At 60.5% G+C, this 19161-nt stretch carries 16 protein-coding genes; 6 read left to right on the top strand and 10 right to left on the bottom strand.

All coding sequences use genetic code 11. The annotated features are described in order from the left end of the window. Positions 1–33: 33 nt before the first annotated feature. From WNE31_RS05725 to WNE31_RS05745, 5 genes are all read right to left on the bottom strand, one after another. Positions 34–1476, bottom strand: coding sequence for an NAD(P)(+) transhydrogenase (Re/Si-specific) subunit beta (locus WNE31_RS05725; protein WP_349978739.1), 1443 nt, complete (start codon positions 1474–1476; stop codon positions 34–36). 14 nt (positions 1477–1490) lie between these two features. After that, complete coding sequence (locus WNE31_RS05730; RefSeq protein WP_349978740.1) at positions 1491–3062, bottom strand: Re/Si-specific NAD(P)(+) transhydrogenase subunit alpha; 1572 nt, start codon at positions 3060–3062, stop codon at positions 1491–1493. 135 nt (positions 3063–3197) lie between these two features. After that, on the bottom strand, positions 3198–3650 hold the full coding sequence (locus tag WNE31_RS05735; protein WP_349978741.1) for a methyltransferase family protein: 453 nt from the start codon (positions 3648–3650) through the stop codon (positions 3198–3200). Next, positions 3647–4066, bottom strand: coding sequence for a rhodanese-like domain-containing protein (locus WNE31_RS05740; RefSeq protein WP_349978742.1), 420 nt, complete (start codon positions 4064–4066; stop codon positions 3647–3649). Before WNE31_RS05740 ends, WNE31_RS05735 begins: the two co-directional genes overlap by 4 nt. Positions 4067–4176: 110 nt before the next feature. Further along, a complete protein-coding gene (locus WNE31_RS05745; protein WP_349978743.1) occupies positions 4177–5133 on the bottom strand; it encodes an MBL fold metallo-hydrolase in 957 nt (318 codons plus the stop codon). Between the two features lie 139 nt (positions 5134–5272). Here WNE31_RS05745 and WNE31_RS05750 point away from each other — a divergent pair, with 139 nt between their 5' ends. Together WNE31_RS05750 and WNE31_RS05755 are read left to right on the top strand one after the other, a co-directional pair. After that, positions 5273–6025 (top strand): SDR family NAD(P)-dependent oxidoreductase, encoded by a 753-nt coding sequence (locus WNE31_RS05750; protein ID WP_349978744.1) that lies wholly within the window; start codon positions 5273–5275, stop codon positions 6023–6025. A 415-nt stretch (positions 6026–6440) separates the two neighbouring features. Beyond that, positions 6441–8618 (top strand): Hint domain-containing protein, encoded by a 2178-nt coding sequence (locus WNE31_RS05755; protein ID WP_349978745.1) that lies wholly within the window; start codon positions 6441–6443, stop codon positions 8616–8618. A 13-nt stretch (positions 8619–8631) separates the two neighbouring features. Here WNE31_RS05755 and WNE31_RS05760 read toward each other — a convergent pair whose 3' ends face one another. Then, the gene (locus tag WNE31_RS05760) at positions 8632–9411 is read right to left on the bottom strand and encodes a gamma-glutamyl-gamma-aminobutyrate hydrolase family protein (RefSeq protein WP_349978746.1); all 780 of its coding nucleotides are present in this window, start codon (positions 9409–9411) and stop codon (positions 8632–8634) included. Positions 9412–9654: 243 nt separating this feature from the next. Here WNE31_RS05760 and WNE31_RS05765 point away from each other — a divergent pair, with 243 nt between their 5' ends. Continuing rightward, on the top strand, positions 9655–10140 hold the full coding sequence (locus WNE31_RS05765) for a fasciclin domain-containing protein (protein ID WP_349978747.1): 486 nt from the start codon (positions 9655–9657) through the stop codon (positions 10138–10140). 72 nt (positions 10141–10212) lie between these two features. On the opposite strand, the gene WNE31_RS05770 is transcribed toward WNE31_RS05765, so the two are convergent. From WNE31_RS05770 to WNE31_RS05785, 4 genes are all read right to left on the bottom strand, one after another. Next, the gene (locus tag WNE31_RS05770) at positions 10213–10638 is read right to left on the bottom strand and encodes a GlcG/HbpS family heme-binding protein (protein WP_349978748.1); all 426 of its coding nucleotides are present in this window, start codon (positions 10636–10638) and stop codon (positions 10213–10215) included. 82 nt (positions 10639–10720) lie between these two features. Then, complete coding sequence (locus tag WNE31_RS05775; protein ID WP_349978749.1) at positions 10721–12853, bottom strand: malate synthase G; 2133 nt, start codon at positions 12851–12853, stop codon at positions 10721–10723. 111 nt (positions 12854–12964) lie between these two features. Continuing rightward, positions 12965–13144: a DUF2256 domain-containing protein gene (locus WNE31_RS05780; RefSeq protein WP_349978750.1), complete on the bottom strand. Its 180-nt coding sequence runs from the start codon at positions 13142–13144 to the stop codon at positions 12965–12967. Next, positions 13144–14637: an FAD-binding domain-containing protein gene (locus WNE31_RS05785; protein ID WP_349978751.1), complete on the bottom strand. Its 1494-nt coding sequence runs from the start codon at positions 14635–14637 to the stop codon at positions 13144–13146. The genes WNE31_RS05780 and WNE31_RS05785 overlap by 1 nt, the downstream gene beginning before the upstream one ends. A gap of 99 nt (positions 14638–14736) precedes the next feature. Here WNE31_RS05785 and pepN point away from each other — a divergent pair, with 99 nt between their 5' ends. The 3 genes from pepN to WNE31_RS05800 all read left to right on the top strand — a co-directional run bounded on the left by pepN (position 14737) and on the right by WNE31_RS05800 (position 19141). Next, entirely contained in the window at positions 14737–17289 is a 2553-nt protein-coding gene (pepN, locus tag WNE31_RS05790; RefSeq protein WP_349978752.1) for an aminopeptidase N, read from the top strand. Positions 17290–17295: 6 nt separating this feature from the next. Further along, positions 17296–17724 (top strand): hypothetical protein, encoded by a 429-nt coding sequence (locus WNE31_RS05795; RefSeq protein ID WP_349978753.1) that lies wholly within the window; start codon positions 17296–17298, stop codon positions 17722–17724. A 106-nt stretch (positions 17725–17830) separates the two neighbouring features. Next, positions 17831–19141, top strand: a complete 1311-nt coding sequence (locus tag WNE31_RS05800) for a hypothetical protein (protein ID WP_349978754.1) — start codon at positions 17831–17833, stop codon at positions 19139–19141. Positions 19142–19161 lie beyond the last annotated feature (20 nt).

Consider the following 19161-nt stretch of genomic DNA (forward strand, 5'->3'; position numbering starts at 1 on the left):
GGGGCTTTTCGTTTTTTCAGCTCTGACCGACGATCAGTCAACCATGGTCAGCAGGGTATCCAGCGATTGCTTCGCATCGCCATAGAACATGCGCGTGTTGTCCTTGAAGAACAGCGGGTTCTCGATGCCCGAATACCCGGTGCCCTGACCACGCTTCGACACGAAGACCTGCTTGGCTTTCCAGCACTCCAGAACCGGCATTCCGGCGATGGGGCTGTTGGGGTCTTCCTGTGCGGCCGGGTTCACGATGTCGTTCGAGCCGATCACGATGGCGACGTCCGTCTCCGGGAAGTCGTCATTGATCTCGTCCATCTCCATCACGATGTCATAGGGTACCTTGGCTTCGGCCAGAAGCACGTTCATGTGGCCCGGCAGACGCCCCGCAACGGGGTGGATCGCAAAGCGCACGTTCTTGCCCTTGGCCCGCAGGCGGCGGGTCAGTTCGGCCACGTTCTGCTGTGCCTGCGCAACCGCCATACCGTAACCCGGGATGATGATAACGCTGTCTGCTTCGTCCAGCGCAGTCGCCACCCCCTCGGCGTCGATGGCGATCTGTTCGCCTTCAACTTCCATGGCAGGACCGGTGGTGCCGCCAAAGCCGCCCAGGATCACACTGATGAACGACCGGTTCATCGCCTTACACATGATGTAGGACAGGATCGCACCCGACGAACCCACAAGCGCACCAACCACGATCAGCAGATCGTTGCCCAGCGAGAAGCCGATCGCGGCCGCGGCCCAACCCGAATACGAGTTCAGCATCGACACAACCACCGGCATGTCGGCGCCGCCGATGCCCATGATCAGGTGATAGCCGATGAACAGCGCAGCGATGGTCAGGATCAGCAGCGGCAGGAAGCCACCGGTGTTCAGGTACCAGATCAGGCAAAGCAGCGAGATGCCCGCCGCACCGGCATTCAGCATGTGACCGCCCGGCAGCTTTTCCGCAGCCGAGGTCACTTTGCCCGACAGTTTGCCATAGGCGATGACCGACCCGGTGAAGGTCACGGCCCCGATCCAAACGCCCAAGCTCAGTTCCACCAACAGGATATTGATCTCGACCGCCGATTTCTTGGCAATCAGTTGACCAAACGAGCCCAGTTCCTTAACGGCGTCGCTACCGGCCGCCACGGCAGCTGCCGCGTTGCCGATTTCGAAATGCGCATTGAAGCCTACGAACACAGCCGCCAGACCGACCAGCGCGTGCATCCCTGCAACCAGTTCCGGCATCTGGGTCATTTCGACCTTGGAAGCCAGCTGATAGCCGATTACGCCACCCGCAAGGATCAGCGGGATCGACAGCCACCACAGACCGGCACCAGGGCCAATCAGGGTTGCAAAAACCGCAATCGCCATGCCGACGATGCCATACCAAACAGCGCGTTTCGCGCTTTCCTGACCCGACAGACCGCCGAGCGACAGGATGAAGAGGACAGCCGCAACAACGTAAGCGGCAGTGGTAAATCCGTATTCCATAATCCCCTAACTCCTTAAGATTTCTGGAACATGGCGAGCATGCGCCGCGTCACGAGGAAGCCGCCAAAGATGTTGATCCCAGCCATGAAGACCGAAAGCGCGGCCAGGAGGATCACAAGGAACGACCCCGAGCCGATCTGCATCAGCGCGCCCAGAATGATGATCGACGAGATCGCGTTGGTCACGGCCATCAGCGGGGTGTGCAGCGAGTGCGACACGTTCCAGATGACCTGGAAGCCGACAAAGACCGCCAGAACGAACACGATGAAGTGCTGCATGAAGCTGGCAGGCGCGACAAGCCCGACCCCCAGCAACAACGCGCCGCCCACGGCCAGCAGGGTGACCTGCTGTTTGGTCTGCGCCTTGAACGCTGCGGCCTCTTGGGCCTTCTTCTCTTCCGGGGTCAGTTCCTTGACCTCGGGTTTCTTCTGCGCCGCGATGGCCTGCACTTTCGGCGGCGGCGGCGGGAAGGTGATCTCGCCTTCAAACGTCACGGTTGCGCCACGGATGACGTCGTCTTCCATGTCGTGATTGATCTGACCGTCCTTTTCAGGGGTCAGGTCGGTCATCATGTGACGGATGTTGGTGGCATAGAGCGACGACGACTGTGCCGCCATGCGGCTCGGGAAGTCTGTATAACCGATAATGGTCACGCCGTTTTCGGTCACGATCTTCTCGTCGGCCACGGTCAGCTTACAGTTGCCGCCCTTTTCGGCTGCGAGGTCCACGATGACCGAGCCCGGTTTCATCGCTTCGACCATGTCCTTGGTCCAAAGCTCGGGCGCTTCACGGTTCGGGATCAGCGCAGTGGTGATCACGATGTCCACTTCCGGTGCCAGTTCGCGGAACTTGGCCAGCTGTGCATTGCGGAACTCTTCCGACTGCACCGAGGCATAACCGCCGGTCGCCGCACCATCCTGCTGTTCTTCTTCGAAATCGAGGTACACGAACTCGGCGCCCATCGATTCGACCTGTTCGGCCACCTCGGGACGCACGTCGAACGCATAGGTGATCGCACCCAGCGAGGTCGATGTCCCGATCGCAGCCAGACCGGCCACACCGGCACCTACAACCAGAACTTTCGCCGGGGGTACTTTACCTGCCGCGGTGATCTGACCGGTGAAGAAGCGGCCAAAGTTGTTGCCTGCCTCGATCACGGCACGATAACCCGCGATGTTTGCCATCGAAGACAGCGCGTCCATCTTCTGAGCACGGGAAATACGCGGCACCATTTCCATGGCGATCACGTTCGCGCCCTTGGCCTTGGCAGTCTCCATCCCGGCGTCGTTGCCTGCAGGATTGAAGAACGAAATCAGGGTCTTGCCTTTGGCAAGCCGCTTCAGTTCCGCGTCATTGGGCTGACGCACCTTGGCAATGATATCCGCGGTTTTCCACAGCGCAGCGGCGGTCTTGACGACCTCGACACCGGCGGCTTCGTAATCCGCGTCTGCAAACCCGGCCTTGGCGCCTGCGCCGGCCTCGATTGCACATTCGTAGCCCAGTTTCTGAAGTTGTTTGGCCGAGTCCGGAGTCATCGCGACCCGGTTCTCGCCGTCAAACACCTCTTTTGGCGTTCCGATTTTCACCTTTCCTATCCCCCTAGTTCTAAGAGCAATATTATTTCACGCAAGCCATGCTGCACTTGCGAAAAGTTTTAACGCCGTCCTTAATGCTGCACAAGCAAAAGGACAGAACGTCCGTAGTTCTACGCCGCAACGTCATCACACCCACCGCCGTGTTTTCTGGCAATAGCGAGCAAAATCGGCACGAAACTTGATCCGCAGCCGGTTTTCCTCGGGAATGATAAAGCGTTTTTCCAGGATCCAGACAAAGATCGGCACCAGCGGCAAAGCCAGCACCGCATCCCAGAACAGGATCAACCCCGCCAGCACCATCACGTCCCCGACATAGATCGGGTTCCGGCTGCGGGTGTAAATGCCGGTGGTCACCAGATGGTCGGCCTCCTGATGCGGCATGATGGTGGTTTTCATCCGGCGCATCTCGTAGACAGCCAGCGCCATCAGAACGAGACCACCACCGACCAGAAGCCCCCCCAGCAGATCGGCCCAGACAGGACCAAAGGACAGCCCCATCGGATAATACGTGACCTGCAACCGCGCAATTACAAGCGCGGCGACAAGCCATACAGGGGGGAGATCAATCACGTTCTTCATTCCGGTCGATACGCCCCGTCCACCAGCCAACCCTGAAAACCGGACTGCATCACCAAAACGTTGGTCCGCCCCATCACGCGGGCCGCAAAGGCCGCCTGCGAGGACCGCACACCGGTGTCACAGAACAGCACCACCATGCCGGCCTCGGGAAGCTCGGCAAGGCGCCCCGGCACCTCGCGCCAGTCGATATTGACCGCGCCCTTGATGGTGGCCGTCGCATGGCTATCGGGGCTGCGTACGTCCACGAAGAAAACATCGTTGAACACGTCTTCAGTCAGCTGTTGCGGCAGGATGATGCCCTCGGCCTCGGTGGCAAAATCCATGTAGCCGACAATGGCATCTGCCACGGCGTCTTCCTCTGCGACCACGGGGGACGCAAGACAGGCAGCCAACAGAACAGGCACGAGACGTTTCATGCAATCTCCTTTAGCGACGTTTTCAAATCCTGCAACGTCGCATTTTGCCACGAGGGGAAAAAGGGACAGAGTGTCTACCCTATCCCACAATCAGGAACGGTGTTTCGACGTTATTCCCATTCCATCTCTTCAAAAACGCGGCCCGCGTTCTTGGTGGCCAGCTCTTCAAAAGTGTCAAGATTGCGCCAGCGTTCCTGATCGACATAGTAAGCCCCGGCCAGATCACCGCCTTCGTCGATATGCGCGCCGATCTTTTCTCGCAGGTCTCTGAGGTAGTCCACCGTATAGCGGCGCACCTGCGCGAGGTTGGTCGGATGCCCGTGACCCGGGATCACATAGGTCGGGTTGAGGGGTTCCATCTTTTCTTCCCACGTTTCGATCCAGCAGCTTGTGCAGATGCCTTCGAAAATCGGCAGCATACGTTCGTGAAAGGCGATGTCCCCGGCAATCAGCATGTCCCATTGCGGCAGCCAGACCTGTGCGTCGCCCGGGTCATGCGAGGGACCCATATACATCACGTGAATGTCCACGCCGCCGAGGGTGAGCTTGTATTCGTCCTCAAACGACAGGTTCGGGGTCACGACACGGGTGCCCTCAGCCTTGTCGCGGTTATAGCGCTGCATCCCCTGGAAAATGAAATCCGCATCTTCGGTAAAAGCGGCGATGGCATCGACATGGGCCAGGATATCCACCCCCTGATCGACCCAATAGGAGTTGCCGAGCATGGCATGCCCCTGCCCGTTCTCGTTGATCACCAGCACGACGGGTTGATCGGTGACAGTCTTGATCTCGTCATGCAGCGCCTTGGCCAGCCGGGCCGACGCCCCGCCATTAATGACGACAACACCTTCGTCGGTGACGATGAAGGACAGGTTGTTATTGTGGCCCGAGTTTTCATAGGTCGGCGGCGCGGTGGCGCCGATCGCAGACCAGACATGCGGGATCACCTCGACCGGTTTGGAGTAAAGTTCGGATTGCGGATACTGGTCCGCGATATCTTCACTGGCTTGTGCAATGCCGGTTGCGGCGAGAAATGCAGCGGCCGCGAGTGTTGCAAATCGAGTCATCAAAGGTCCTCCTCACAGGTGTTGGGAAAAGCAATAATCAACAAATTCGCAATTGTGAATGGGTAATAAAGTGACGGAACGGCGCACCTTGAAACATACCCGTCGGTATGTAGGGTGGTATCCAAACAGGGAGGATACCATGCACCTTAAAGGAAAACATGCACTTGTGACCGGTGGTGGCACCGGAATCGGTCTGGCCATTGCGCGCGCATTGGCCGACGCGGGTGCCGAGGTCACCATCACGGGACGCCGCGCCGAGGTTTTGGAAAGCGTGGCCGGGAATGGGTTGCACGCGCTGCAAATGGACGTGAGCGACGAAGCGTCGGTGGTTGACGGCACCGCTGCTGCAGTCGCGGCACGGGGGCCGGTCCAGATCTGCGTCGCCAATGCGGGCGTCGCCGAGGGGCGGGCGTTGCACAAATCCTCGCTCGAGGAATGGCGCCACATGATGGGTATCAATGTCGACGGGGCCTTCCTGACCATCCGGGAATCCCTGCGCAGCATGGTCAAGACCGATTGGGGCCGCGTAATCGGGGTGTCCTCGATTGCGGGGCTTCGGGGTTTGAAAGGCGCGCCGTGTTATTCAGCGTCGAAACATGCATTGAACGGCATGATCAAGGCGCTGTCCGCCGATTATGCGGGCACGCCCTTTACCTTCAATTCGCTGTGCCCCGCCTATGTCGACACCGACATTATCGCCCGCAACGTCGACAGCATTTCGAAACGCGCCGGCGTGAGCGAGGCGGAAGCCCGCAAGATGATGGTCGGCGTCAACCCACATGGCCGCCTGATCACTTCGGAAGAGGTCGCTGAAGCCGCGATGTTCCTCTGCGCCCCCAATTCGGGCAGCATGAACGGGCAGACCATCCAGATTTCCGGCGGGGAAATGTAAGGCCACCCGAATTCACACCTGGTTTCAGGGGGCAGATGATACGCTGCTTCCTGAAACTGGGGACGCGGGCCGCATTGTTCCGAAAACAGGAACAAAACCCGCATTTAGGCGCCATAAGGTGCCAGCTTTGCCACAATTGGATCACGCCATGCCGTCGCGGCGCAGCGCGACTTGGATCGTACAAGACTCTTTATGCCCCTGATTTTAATAAAATATTAACCCGGACACTCACCAAAACTGCCGCTGAAGGCGCTGATCCCAAACCCGAAACAATCGCCGCAATTTATCCCCAATTGATCACAATCCGACCCTGAAACAGCCCCACCTGCCCTGCACATTGTGCTGATCCGGCGGGAGTCCGCCTTCACTTTCGGACCGTTTGCATGAACGTGTCCGACGTACACGGGAAACGGCGATGCCAAGGGGATATCTGGTCAGTCTGGGCGATTTCGTGCTCGACAACAGCGACGCGATCAGCGGCGGATATACCTTTTTCACGACCGATACAGTGCTGGGCAATGGCACTTGGGAATGGAGCGGCACCTATCGCGGCACCACCTACACCAATGAAGCCGAACCGGGGGTGTATTACCTGTCGACCGATGGCGCGGTCTATTTCGTGCCGGACTATGGTGCGGTCACGACGCTGACCTCGGCCACGGTCACGGGGGCACCGTCTTTCACGTCACGCGACGGAATCATCCGAGGCACAGGCCAGGATGAACTGATCGACGAAAACTATATCGACAACCAGGGCGATGCGATTGACGACGGCTTTGGCGGCGGTCCGGATGGGAACAATGATACAGTTCTTGCCGAACCCGGTGACGACACCGTGCTGTCGGGGCTGGGCGATGATCTGGTCTATGGAGATCAGGGCAACGACAGCCTTCTGGGCGGCACCGGGAACGACGAACTTTATGGTGACAGGCAGGAAGCCACTACCTCGGAGTTTCTGGATTGGAGCGCGGAAGGGCCGGACGGCGGCGATCTAACGGGCGGCTTCACCCAGAATACGGGTGAAATGGACGTCACCGTCTCCTTCACCTCGTTAGGCAACAACAGTCCCGAATATACGGTTGAAACGACCGACACGATCCACCGCACCGCCGCTGATCCGTTTTCCGACAGCTCATCGTTGTTGTTGTTCGGCGATGGCGATGCCGACACGTCCCGCACCACGATCGAGTTTGCGGCGACAACCGACAGCGATGCCGGGGATGCGGTCGAAAATGTCACCTTCCGTATTTCGGATATCGACTGGGGGTCCGGCAACCACCGCGACGTGGTCACGGTCAATGCCTTCGACGCAGATGGCAACGCCGTGGCCGTCGACATCACTCCGGGGGCCAACGACTCGGTCACAGGGAACACGATCACCGCCGGTGACGTGGCCGAAGATGCTTCTGACGCGGGCGGCTCGGCCCTGATCTCGATTGCCGGCCCGGTGGTACGGATCGAAATCGACTATGCCAACGATCTTGGTGGCACGCAGGGGATCTGGGTGTCGAACGTGCATTTCGATGCGCGTTTTGTGCAGGGCGGCGACGATTTCATCGACGGCGAAGACGGCGATGACCTGCTTTATGGGCAACAGGGTCTGGATACTCTGTTCGGCAGCGACGGCAACGACACACTTGATGGCGGCGAAGATGCCGACAGCCTTGTGGGCGGCGCCGGCAATGACACGTTCCGTGTTGCCCAAGGCGATTCCGCCGAAGGCGGCGACGGCGACGACGTCTTTATCATGGTAGACCTTGGCGAAATTGACACCGGGACGATCAATATCGTTGGTGGCGAAGGTGACGAAACCGATGGCGATGTCCTATTTCTGGAAGATGTGGGTGACCCGTCCACGCTCGTGTTCACCAACACTGACGACGATAACGGCGGCTTCAGCGGCACGTTTCAGCTGTTCGACGGCACGGTGGTCAATTTCACCGAAATCGAAGACGTCTTTGACGAAGACGGAAACACCCTGTTGCCACCCTGTTTTACCCCCGGCACGATGATCCTGACCCAAAATGGCGAACGCCCGATCGAAACCTTGCGCGCAGGAGATCTTGTCCTGACCAAGGATGACGGGTTGCAACCGATCCGCTGGATCGGATCAAGCGAGGTCGACGGGACCGATACCTTCGCGCCGGTGCTGGTCTCGAAAGAGGTCCTGACCGGGGCCCGCAAGGACCTGTTGGTGTCCCCTCAACACCGTTTTGTTATGGATGACTGGTACAATGAACTGCTGTTCGATGACCGCGAGGTCTTTGCAGCGGCCACCCATCTCGAGGACGGACATCTCGTGCGCCGGATGCCCTGCGCACGCGTGACCTATATCCACATGATGTTCGACCGCCATCAGGTTGTTTATGCCGAAGGCGCCGCCACCGAGAGCTTTCATGCAGGCGATCTGGGCGTCTCGGCCCTGTCGCCCTTGGCGCGCGAGGCGATGTTCCGCGCCTTCCCCGAGCTGCGCGGCAATCTTGCCGCCTATGGCGACACGGCGCGCCGCTGCCTGCGCAAGCACGAAGTCGCGTTGCTGCGCCAAGCGCCGATCAATGCCAACATCTCTCCCCGTCAGGCGATGTGCGCCTGAGCCACGCAGGGTGTCAGGCGGATTTGCGCACTGGCAGTGCCCGACGCCCGTCCGCCCAGGCCCGTACAGCCGCGCCAAAGGCCTTGAACAGGGGGCGTGAGACCGGATCATTTGCCGCGTCCCATTCGGGGTGCCACTGCACCGACAGGGTAAAGCCCGGCGCATCCTTGATATAAAGCGCCTCGGGCGTCCCATCGGGCGCATGCCCGTCGATCACCACCCGCGCACCGGCGGCCTTGATCCCCTGCCCATGCAGCGTGTTGGTCATCACCTTTTGCGACCCCATAAGATCATGGAAAACGCCGCCCTCTTCAAAAGTAACCACATGGCGCAGGGCGAACTTCTCTTCCAACGTGCCATCGGGCGGCATCCTGTGGTTTTCACGCCCCGGCAGATCCCGGATTTCGGGATAGAGCGATCCCCCCATCGCAACGTTCACTTCCTGAAAGCCGCGGCAGATCCCCAGAAAGGGCTGGCCGCTTTCCACGCAGGCCCGCACAAGTGGCAGGGTGATCGCATCGCGCGCCCGGTCAAAATCGCCATGCGCGTCGGTGGCATCTTCACCATAATGCTCGGGATGCACGTTCGGGCGCCCACCGGTCAGAAGAAACCCGTCACAGTGGGTCAAGAGTTCCTCGACCGAAAGAAACCGCGGATCTGCGGGCACCAGCAGCGGCATACAGCCTGACACGCCCGAGATCGCCTCGGAGTTCATCGTGCCGCCCGCATGGGCAGGATACTGATCATTCAGCAGATACGAGTTGCCGATAATTCCAACAACAGGGCGGGCCATGCGCGTTCCTCTTCTGGTTTCCTTCTAGATAAACCGCCAAGCCGCCATTGGAAACACCCCAAGCTCCTGTCCTGTACCCGAGAGGGCGGAAACGGACAGCAGGAGGACGATATGGGGCGGATTTTCGCAATGACAACACACAAGTTACTCACAGCAATGTGCGTTGAGTTGGCCATCCCCGCCCTAGTTTGTTCACCACGCCGCGCAGCCAGCGCCGCCCAGACAAGCAAAAGGATACGACCCATGAAATCGACTTTCCTGAAACCGCTCGCCCTTGCCTTTGGCCTGACCGCAGCTTCGACCGCCTATGCGGGCTCGGCCAACATCGTTGACACCGCAGTGTCGGCTGGCAACTTCGAAACCCTCGCCGCCGCGCTGACCGCCGCTGGCCTGGTCGAGACCCTGCAGGGCGAAGGCCCGTTCACCGTGTTTGCCCCGACCGACGCAGCCTTTGCCGCCCTGCCCGAGGGCACCGTGGAGAACTTGCTCAAACCGGAAAACAAAGATCAACTGATCGCCGTGCTGACGTATCACGTGGTGCCGGGCAAGGTGATGTCGTCTGATGTGGTCACCATCGACATGGCCGAAACCGTGAACGGCGCTGATGTGGACGTCACCGTCAAAGGCGACAAGGTCATGCTGAACGACGCCAAGGTCACTGCCGTGGACATCACCGCCTCGAACGGCGTGATCCACGTAATCGACAAGGTGCTGCTGCCCGAGTCGTAAAGACCCGCTTATCCAATACAGAAGCCCCGCGCGCTCACCCGTGCGGGGCTTCTTTTGATTCTGGACGGACGATCAGGATTCGCCGATCAGCCCTGCCGCCTCGATCCCGGCCAGCGCGGCAATGGCGTCATTGTCCGACGTGTCCCCCGTCACCCCGACCGCGCCGATCACCGCGCCCTTCTTGTCGCGCAGCAACACACCGCCCGGCACCGGGATCACCTGACCACCGTAAACGCCATTCACTGCCGCCATGAAATAGGCCTGCTGTTCGGCACGCGCCATCTGCGCCTTGCCCGCCATGCCCAGCATCACCGCGCCGTAGGCTTTGCCATGTGCAATCGCAAACCGCCCCGGTGCCGCGCCGTCTTCACGTTCGAACGCCTGCACGTGGCCGCCCGCATCCAGCACCACGACAGACAGCGGTTTGAGTTCCATCTCGCGGCCCTTTTCAAGGGACTTGCGAATGATCGTGCGCGCTTTTCTCAGAGAAATCGTCATACCCAGCCTTTCTTCTTTTCCAAAATACTCGCGGGGAAGCCTGAAGGGGCAACCAGCCCCTTCAGTGCCCCACCCTGGCAGATCACAATGACGCCTTCAGTTCCAGACGCCGCGCATGCAGCACGGGTTCGGTATAACCCGAAGGCTGGATCCGCCCGTTGAACACCAGATCACAGGCCGCCTGAAAGGCGATCCCGTCAAAACCGGGCGCCATCGGGCGATAGGCCGGATCGTCCGCGTTCTGCCGGTCGACCACGGCGGCCATCTTTTGCATTGCGCTCATGACCTGCGCTTCGCTGACCACCCCGTGATGCAGCCAGTTGGCCAGCGCCTGCGAGGAAATGCGGCACGTGGCGCGGTCTTCCATCAGGGCCACGTCATGAATGTCCGGCACCTTGGAACACCCCACACCCTGATCGACCCAGCGCACCACATAACCCAGAATGCCTTGCGCATTGTTTTCGATTTCCTGCTGGATATCGTCCTCTGACAGGTTCTCGCCGCTCATTACCGGAATGGTCAGCAGATCGTCCAGCGTGCCACGCGCACCGCCGGATTTGATCTCGTTCTGGCGGGCCAGAACGTCGACGGCATGATAATGCGTGGCATGCAGGGTCGCCGCGGTCGGCGACGGCACCCAGGCACAGTTCGCGCCCGATTTCGGATGGCCGATCTTCTGCTCCAGCATCGCGCCCATCAGGTCGGGCATGGCCCACATGCCCTTGCCGATCTGGGCCTTGCCCTGCAATCCGCAGGCCAGCCCGATATCGACGTTGCGATCCTCGTAGGACAGGATCCATGGCGTCGTTTTCATCTCGCCCTTGCGCAGGAAGGCACCCGCCTCCATCGAGCTGTGGATCTCGTCGCCGGTGCGGTCAAGGAAGCCGGTATTGATAAAGGCGACGCGGTGTTTCGCAGCACGGATACATTCCTTGAGGTTGACACTGGTGCGGCGTTCCTCGTCCATAATGCCGATCTTGACGGTGTGACGCGGCAGACCAAGGATGTCTTCGACCGTGTCGAAAATCCGGTCGGTAAAGGCCACTTCCTCGGGGCCATGCATCTTGGGTTTCACCACATAGACCGAGCCATGCACCGAATTGCCGCTGTCGCGTTGCAGGTCGTGCATCGCGATCATCACGGTGGTCAGCGCATCCATCAGACCCTCGCCGATCTCTTGCCCCTCGCGGTCCAGCGCGGCGGGGTTGGTCATCAGGTGGCCGACATTGCGCACGAGTAGCATCGAGCGCCCTTTCAGAGTGGCAGCCGCGCCGCTTGCGTCGGTATAGGCCACGTCTTCGTTCAGGACACGGGTAAAGGTTTTGCCACCCTTGCTGACCTCTTCGGCAAGATCGCCCTTCATCAGACCCAGCCAATTGCCATAAGCCAGAACTTTGTCCTCGGCATCGACACAGGCAACCGAGTCCTCGCAATCCATGATGGTCGAGAGTGCGGATTCAAGCGTGATATCGTTGATCCCCGCCGCGTCCGTCGCGCCAATGTTGCCGTTCGGGTCAATCTCGAGAATGACATGTAAGCCGTTGTTTTTCAGCAGAACACGCGACGGCGTGCCGGCCGCCCCGACATGGCCGGCAAACTGGGCAGGGTCTTTCAGAGCGGGCACCAAAGCGCCATTTTCCACGGCCAGCCCCGAAATATCGGCCCATGAGCCGTTCGCCAGCGGCACGCTGCGATCCAGAAAATCGCGGCCCCAGGCAATCACGCGGGCCCCACGGGCGGCATCGTATCCGCCGCCGGTGGGCAGGTCTCCCATGGCATCGGTCCCATAAAGCGCGTCATACAGTGACCCCCAGCGGGCATTGGCCGCATTCAGGGCAAAGCGGGCATTGGTGATCGGTACAACCAACTGGGGCCCCGGCACCATCGCGATCTCGGGATCGACATTGGCGGTTTCGATCTCGAAATCCCCGCCCTCGGGCAGAAGATAGCCGATCTCTTGCAGATAGGCGCGATAGGCGGCTGAATCATGGGCCTGGCCCTTGCGGGCGCTGTGCCATGCGTCCAGCTTTTGTTGCATCTCTTCACGCACGGCAAGAAGACGGCGGTTTTCCGGCCCCAACTCGTGCGCCAGAAGGCTCAGGCCCTGCCAGTAGGTCTCGACACTCACACCGGTGCCCGGCAGCGCCTGGTCCTCGATGAATGCAACCAACGCAGGGTCGACCTGCAACCCGAATTTCTCGATACGTTCCGACATGCTTTCCACCCTCTCAAGTACACAACGGCATACCGGAACGAGTTAGAACAAAAGTTTCCTATAGGCAACTAAATTGGTTATTTCGATTTACCAAAATCACATATCAGAAAATCAAGTAAATGATTTTGCGCGGCCTTCTGGGGCCTTCTCCGACCGATGGCGGCGACAGCGGTCGGAACAATAGCGCACCTGATCCCAACAGTCCTTCCATTTGCGCCGCCACGTGAACGGGCGGCCACAGGTCGCGCAAATCCGAGTGGGCAGGTCGCCCTTCTTGCGGTGACGCGCCATCAGAAGCCAAAATCCAGTTGCGCCGCGTCGTCCTTGCGGCGGCGCTTGCGCGGGAGGCGGGTCTTGCGACTGGCATGGCGCTTGACGATGCCCTGTGCCTCTTCGCGAAAGCCCGCGCCGCGACGTCTGGCCCAGACGGTTTCGCGCGCTTTGCGGGCCGCCTGCTCAAGATCGACAACTGGTGCAGGATAGCGCAGTTTATCAAACCCCGGCCATAGCCACGGTGTTTGCAGGAACATGTCTGGCACGGCCTCAAGTTCCGGCACCCAGCGGCGCGTGAACACACCGGTCGGGTCCTGATCCTGCCCCTGCTTGACGGGGTTGTAGATGCGGATCGTGTTCATGCCGGTGGTGCCCGACTGCATCTGCACCTGTGGCCAGTGGATGCCCGGTTCATAATCGGTGAACTGTCGGGCCAGATGCCGCCCGGTCGGGCACCAGTCCAGCCACAGATGATACGAGGCAAAGGCCATAAGCATCGAGCGCATCCGGAAATTGAGCCATCCGGTCGCCCGCAGGCTGCGCATACAGGCATCGACAAATGGCACACCGGTCGCACCTTCGCACCAGCGATCCAGCCTCTCGGCGTCGGGAATTTCGGGGCGCATCCCTTCATAGGCCGAATGCAGACATTGCCATTCCAGTGCGGGCTGGTCTTCGAGTTTCTGCATGAAATGGTCCCGCCATGCGAGGCGGGATTGAAAGGATTTGAATGATCCGCTCCACCCGTCCCGGCGCCCTTCGGCGCGTACCGCTTTTTGGCGCACACTGGTGCGTTGGGCCACCTCGCGCACCGAAAGCGTGCCAAAGGCCAGATGCGGGCTGAGACGGGAACAGGCCACGGCCCCGTCCAAGGGCGAGGACATGGCCTTGCGATAAGTGCGGCCACGGACGTGCAGGAAACTGTCGAGCGTCGCAAGACCTGCGGTCCGCCCGCCCGCCTGGCGATCCGGACAGTAATCATGCAGGCTAAGATTGGGCCATGCATCGGACCGCAGTTGCGGGCCGTGATCCCCCCGCGGCACAGGGATGGGCTTCGCCGCCATGTACCGGTTGCGATGTCTCGCCCAGTCATCCCGATTCGAAAGGCGCCGGACCACGCCGCTTTGGGGCAGCTCGTGCCAGCGTACCCCTGCCCCGTGCGCCCAATCCGCAACCGCGCGATCCCGCTGAAAAGTCCAGTCGTTGCCGATCTCCTCGTGACTGACCAGATGCGTCGCGCCGGTTTCGACGCGCAGGTCCTCAAGCACCTGCACCGCCGCGCCCACCCTCAGACACATAGGCAAGCCGATCCCTGCCAGCGCCTGTTCCAGATCTGCCACGCTTTCCCGTACGAATTCGAACTGGCGTCCGGCGCTGTCGGGCAATTGCCAATAACCCGGCTCGACAATGAAGACCGGCACGACACGCCCCAGCCGCGCCGCCCACGCAAGCGCGGGATGGTCAGAGATACGCAGATCGCGTTTGAACCAGAGAAGCACCGTGTCCGTCATACAGCCCGAGATAGCGGCGCCCCGTCGATTGAAAAGCCTCCTTGCGACCAAATCAGGATCAGCTACATCTTCTTGGACGGACTTTTGCAGGAGAATACGATGCGCGACGCGGCCCCGACGACGATCTACCTCTCGAATTACACGCCCTTTGGCTATGTCATCGACGGAGTCGAACTGACATTCCGGCTTGCCCCCTCGACAACGCGTGTTCACAGCCGCATCCGCTTCCGCCCCAATCCCGATGCCACTGACCGGCGGTTTTTTCTGCACGGTGAAAACCTGACCCGGATCGCCACCCGCATTGACGGTGTGGATGTAGACGTGCGCGATGTGGACGGCGGGATCGAGGCTGACGCCCCCGACGCACCCTTTATCTGGGAGGCCGAAGTTGAAATCGACCCACAGGCCAACACGGCCCTTGAGGGGCTTTATATGTCCAACGGAATGTATTGCACCCAGTGCGAGGCCGAAGGGTTCCGCAAGATCACCTATTACCCCGACCGCCCCGATGTGATGGCCACCTTTGACGTCACGATCGAAGGGCCGGAAAAGGTGATGCTGTCCAACGGAAACCCTGTGGATCAGAGGGAAGGCTTTGCAAAATGGCAAGACCCCTGGCCAAAACCGGCCTATCTCTTTGCACTGGTGGCCGGAGACCTTGTCAATCATCCCGGCACATTCACCACCCGGTCGGGCCGCAAGGTTGACCTGAATATCTGGGTCCGCCCCGGTGACGAGGACAAATGCGCCTTCGGGATGCAGGCGCTCAAGGATTCGATGAAATGGGATGAGGACGTCTATGGTCGCGAATACGACCTTGACCTGTTCAATATCGTGGCGGTGGATGACTTCAACATGGGCGCGATGGAGAACAAGGGGCTGAACATCTTCAACTCGTCCTGCGTGCTGGCCAGCCCTGAAACCAGCACGGATGCCAATTTCGAACGGATCGAGGCGATCATTGCCCATGAATATTTTCACAACTGGACCGGCAACCGGATCACCTGTCGTGACTGGTTCCAGCTGTGCCTCAAAGAGGGGCTGACCGTCTATCGCGACCAACAGTTCACGGCTGACATGCGCTCGGCCCCGGTGGCGCGGATTTCCACCGTGCTGGCCCTGCGGGGGCGCCAGTTCCCCGAGGATCAGGGGCCGCTGTCGCACCCTGTCCGCCCCGAGAGCTTTCAGGAGATCAACAACTTCTACACTGCGACCGTCTATGAAAAGGGCGCCGAAGTGATCGGGATGCTGAAAACCCTTGTTGGGGACGCGGCCTATGCCAAGGCGCTGGACCTGTATTTCGAACGTCACGACGGCGATGCCGCCACGATCGAAGACTGGTTGCAGGTGTTCGAGGATGCCACCGGGCGCGACCTGACGCAGTTCAAACGCTGGTATTCCCAGTCCGGCACACCGCGCGTCACCGTGCGCGAAGACTATGACGGAGACAGGTTCACCCTGCACCTGTCGCAAACCACCGCGCCCACACCGGGGCAGGACGAGAAGCTGCCACAGGTCATCCCCGTGGCCGTCGGGCTTTTGAATCCCAATGGCGACGAGGTGATGGAGACCCGTATTCTTGAACTGACCGAGGCGGAACAAAGCTTTACATTTGAAGGCCACGCCACGCGCCCGATCCCGTCGATCCTGCGCAACTTCTCGGCACCGGTCATTCTGGAACAGGACATCGACAACAGCCGCCGCGCCTTCCTACTGGCCCATGACACCGATCCGTTCAACCGCTGGGAAGCAGGGCGTATGCTGGCCCGCGATTCCCTGATGGCGACCATCACGACGGGCGCCGCCCCCGACGCGGCCTATCTGGAAGGGCTGGGCGCGGTGTTGCGGGACAACAGCCTTGATCCAGCCTACCGCGCGCTCATGTTGGGCCAGCCGACGCAATCTGAACTGGCCGGTCTGCTGCACGAGGCGGGTATCACCCCCGACCCCGACGCGATCCATAGCGCCAGCGAGGCCCTTCGCGATGCAAAGGCCGCAGCCTTTGCCGATCTTCTGCCCGCGCTTTATGCCGATCATCAGGTCGAAGTCCCCTATGCCCCCGATGCAGAAGGGGCCGGAAACCGCGCGCTGGCCAATGCCGCGCTGGCCCTGATCAGCCGCACCGACGGTGGGGCGCTCGCAGCCGCGCAATATGACAAGGCCGACAACATGACCCTGCAACTGGCCGCGCTGTCCTGCCTTCTGGATGCGGGTGCAGGTCAGGATCAACTGGCAGCGTTCGAGGCTCAGTGGACACATGACCGGTTGGTGATGGACAAATGGTTCAGCCTGCAGATCATTCAGGCCAAACCCGAAGACGTGGCCGCGACCACCACGCGCCTGACGGAACATCCGGATTTCGACATGAAGAACCCGAACCGTTTCCGCGCTGTCATGGGGGCCCTGTCGATGCATCATGCCGGCTTCCACCACGCCGATGGTGCGGCCTATAGGTTGTTGGCGGACTGGCTAATCAAGCTGGATTCGCTCAACCCGCAGACCACCGCGCGCATGTGCAACGCCTTCCAGACATGGAAACGGTATGATCCGGACCGTCAGGCACTGATCGCAGCCCAGCTTGACCGGATTGCGGCCAAGCCGGACCTCAGCCGCGACACCCATGAAATGATCACCCGGATTCGCGGGACCTGATCGCAGATGGCCGCCCCGCTCACTCACGAGACACAGGGCCGCAACCCGCGCACATTCCTTGCGCTGGGGGCGGCCCTGGCCGTGCTGGCCTTTCTCTATTCCATCGGGACAGTGACATGGGTTCTGGTGGTGTTGGGGCTGTTCGCCGTGCCCGCGGCCTTTGACGTGCTGCGCAACCCGCGGGCGACATTCACGCTGGACGACACTCATATCGAATGGAAAAGCAACACCCAGCACGCCCGCGTACCCCTCCATCAGGTGCAGGGCGCACGGTTTGATACACGCTGGGATTTCTCGGTGCGGGTGACGCTGACCCTTGTCGACCAGAGCAAGATGCGCATTCCACAAGACACGATGCCGCCGCATCAGGCGCTGGAAAACGCCTTAAAAGAGCGTGAAATCAAGACCGAACGCCACCATTTCCGGGTGGTCTGAGCGGACCGGTCTCGGCTTGAATTCGTCTGGATGATTTCAACAAGGTGCCATCATTCGGCCCGATTGGGCGGGCAATGTGCAACTGTTCACAGGAGCACAAGTACGAATGAGCCGTTTTTTAAATCATAAACAGCAACTCGCAGGGCTATTGCCGTCCTCGTTGCAGCGTTTCGCGCGGAAACCTCCCCGCGGCGAACAGGCACCTGACCCTTTACCGATCGAAGAGATCGACGGCAACATTACTTATCGCGATTTGACCCAACGCATTGATATTCCGGTTAATCTTTCCACCCCAGACCAAGTGGAAAGCGACGCCGCCCGCGAAAAGGGCGTGTATCTTGCCCGGCAGGAACGCTGGGACGAGCTTTCGGAAATGATCATTGCCCACGATCAAGCGCGCGACACGACATGCTCGGGGATGCCGCTTGCCGATCTTCTGGCCTTTGGGGCGCGCTCGGACGTGGTGCGCGCGGCGGAACACGGGCTGCTATATGGGCGTCCGGCCAAGGGGGCCGATTTCTTCTCGGGGATCGAGGCGCTTGAGATGGTGCTGATGGATGACCCCAAAAATTATGCCCTCGCCCTGATCGTGGCGCATATGCATATCGACATCGGCTGGGCCTGGCGCGGGGCCCGCGCGAGCGAGGCGATCAAGGACGTGAACCGCGACGCGTTCGAGGCCCACTTCGACCGTGCCAGCGATATCCTTGCCGAATTCGATCCGCATGAACTGCACTCGCCCGCCCTGTCGGCGGCGCGCTGTGCCCTGTTGCCCGGGCGCCCCAATCCGGCGGCGCATCTGGTGCGCGAATTCGAGGCCCTGATCGACCTTGATCCCCACAATGCCCGCCATATGCGGTCTCTGGGCAATTATCTGTTGCCGCGCTGGTATGGCACCCATCAGGCGCTGGATCTCGAAGCTCGCCGCACGGCCGCCCGCACCTATGATTTGTGGGGCGCTGGGGCCTATAGCTGGGTCTGGTTCGACGCTCTCCTTGTAGATCCGAACGGGTTTGACGCGCTGGAAATGGATTACTTCATGGATGGCATCCGCGATATCCTGAACCGGTGTCAGGACCAACACGTGATCAACCTCATCGCCGCGCATCTTTATCAAAGCTGGCAACTGGCCCGCGAACGCTATCACAGCCACGGCACCCGCCCCGACCTGCCCCCGGCCCTGCGCCGCGGGTTCGAGGAACTGGTCTTTAACCATCTGCGTGAAGTGCATCCGCTGATCTGGGGCCACGCCGAAATCGGATTCGAGAACACCGCGCGGATCATCTCGACCGAGCGTCTGGCCGAAAAGGGCAAGGAAACCGCCCTGGCCGCGGTGGCGATGCCTTTCCTGACCAGCTTGCAACAGGGGCAGACCGTCTCTTTTGGCCCAGAAGGCATCACCCAGAGCAATTCCTGACGCCCTGCCCTCTTGCCCCT

Origin of the sequence: Shimia fortis, from assembly GCF_040225985.1 — a bacterium.
GTDB lineage: Bacteria > Pseudomonadota > Alphaproteobacteria > Rhodobacterales > Rhodobacteraceae > Shimia.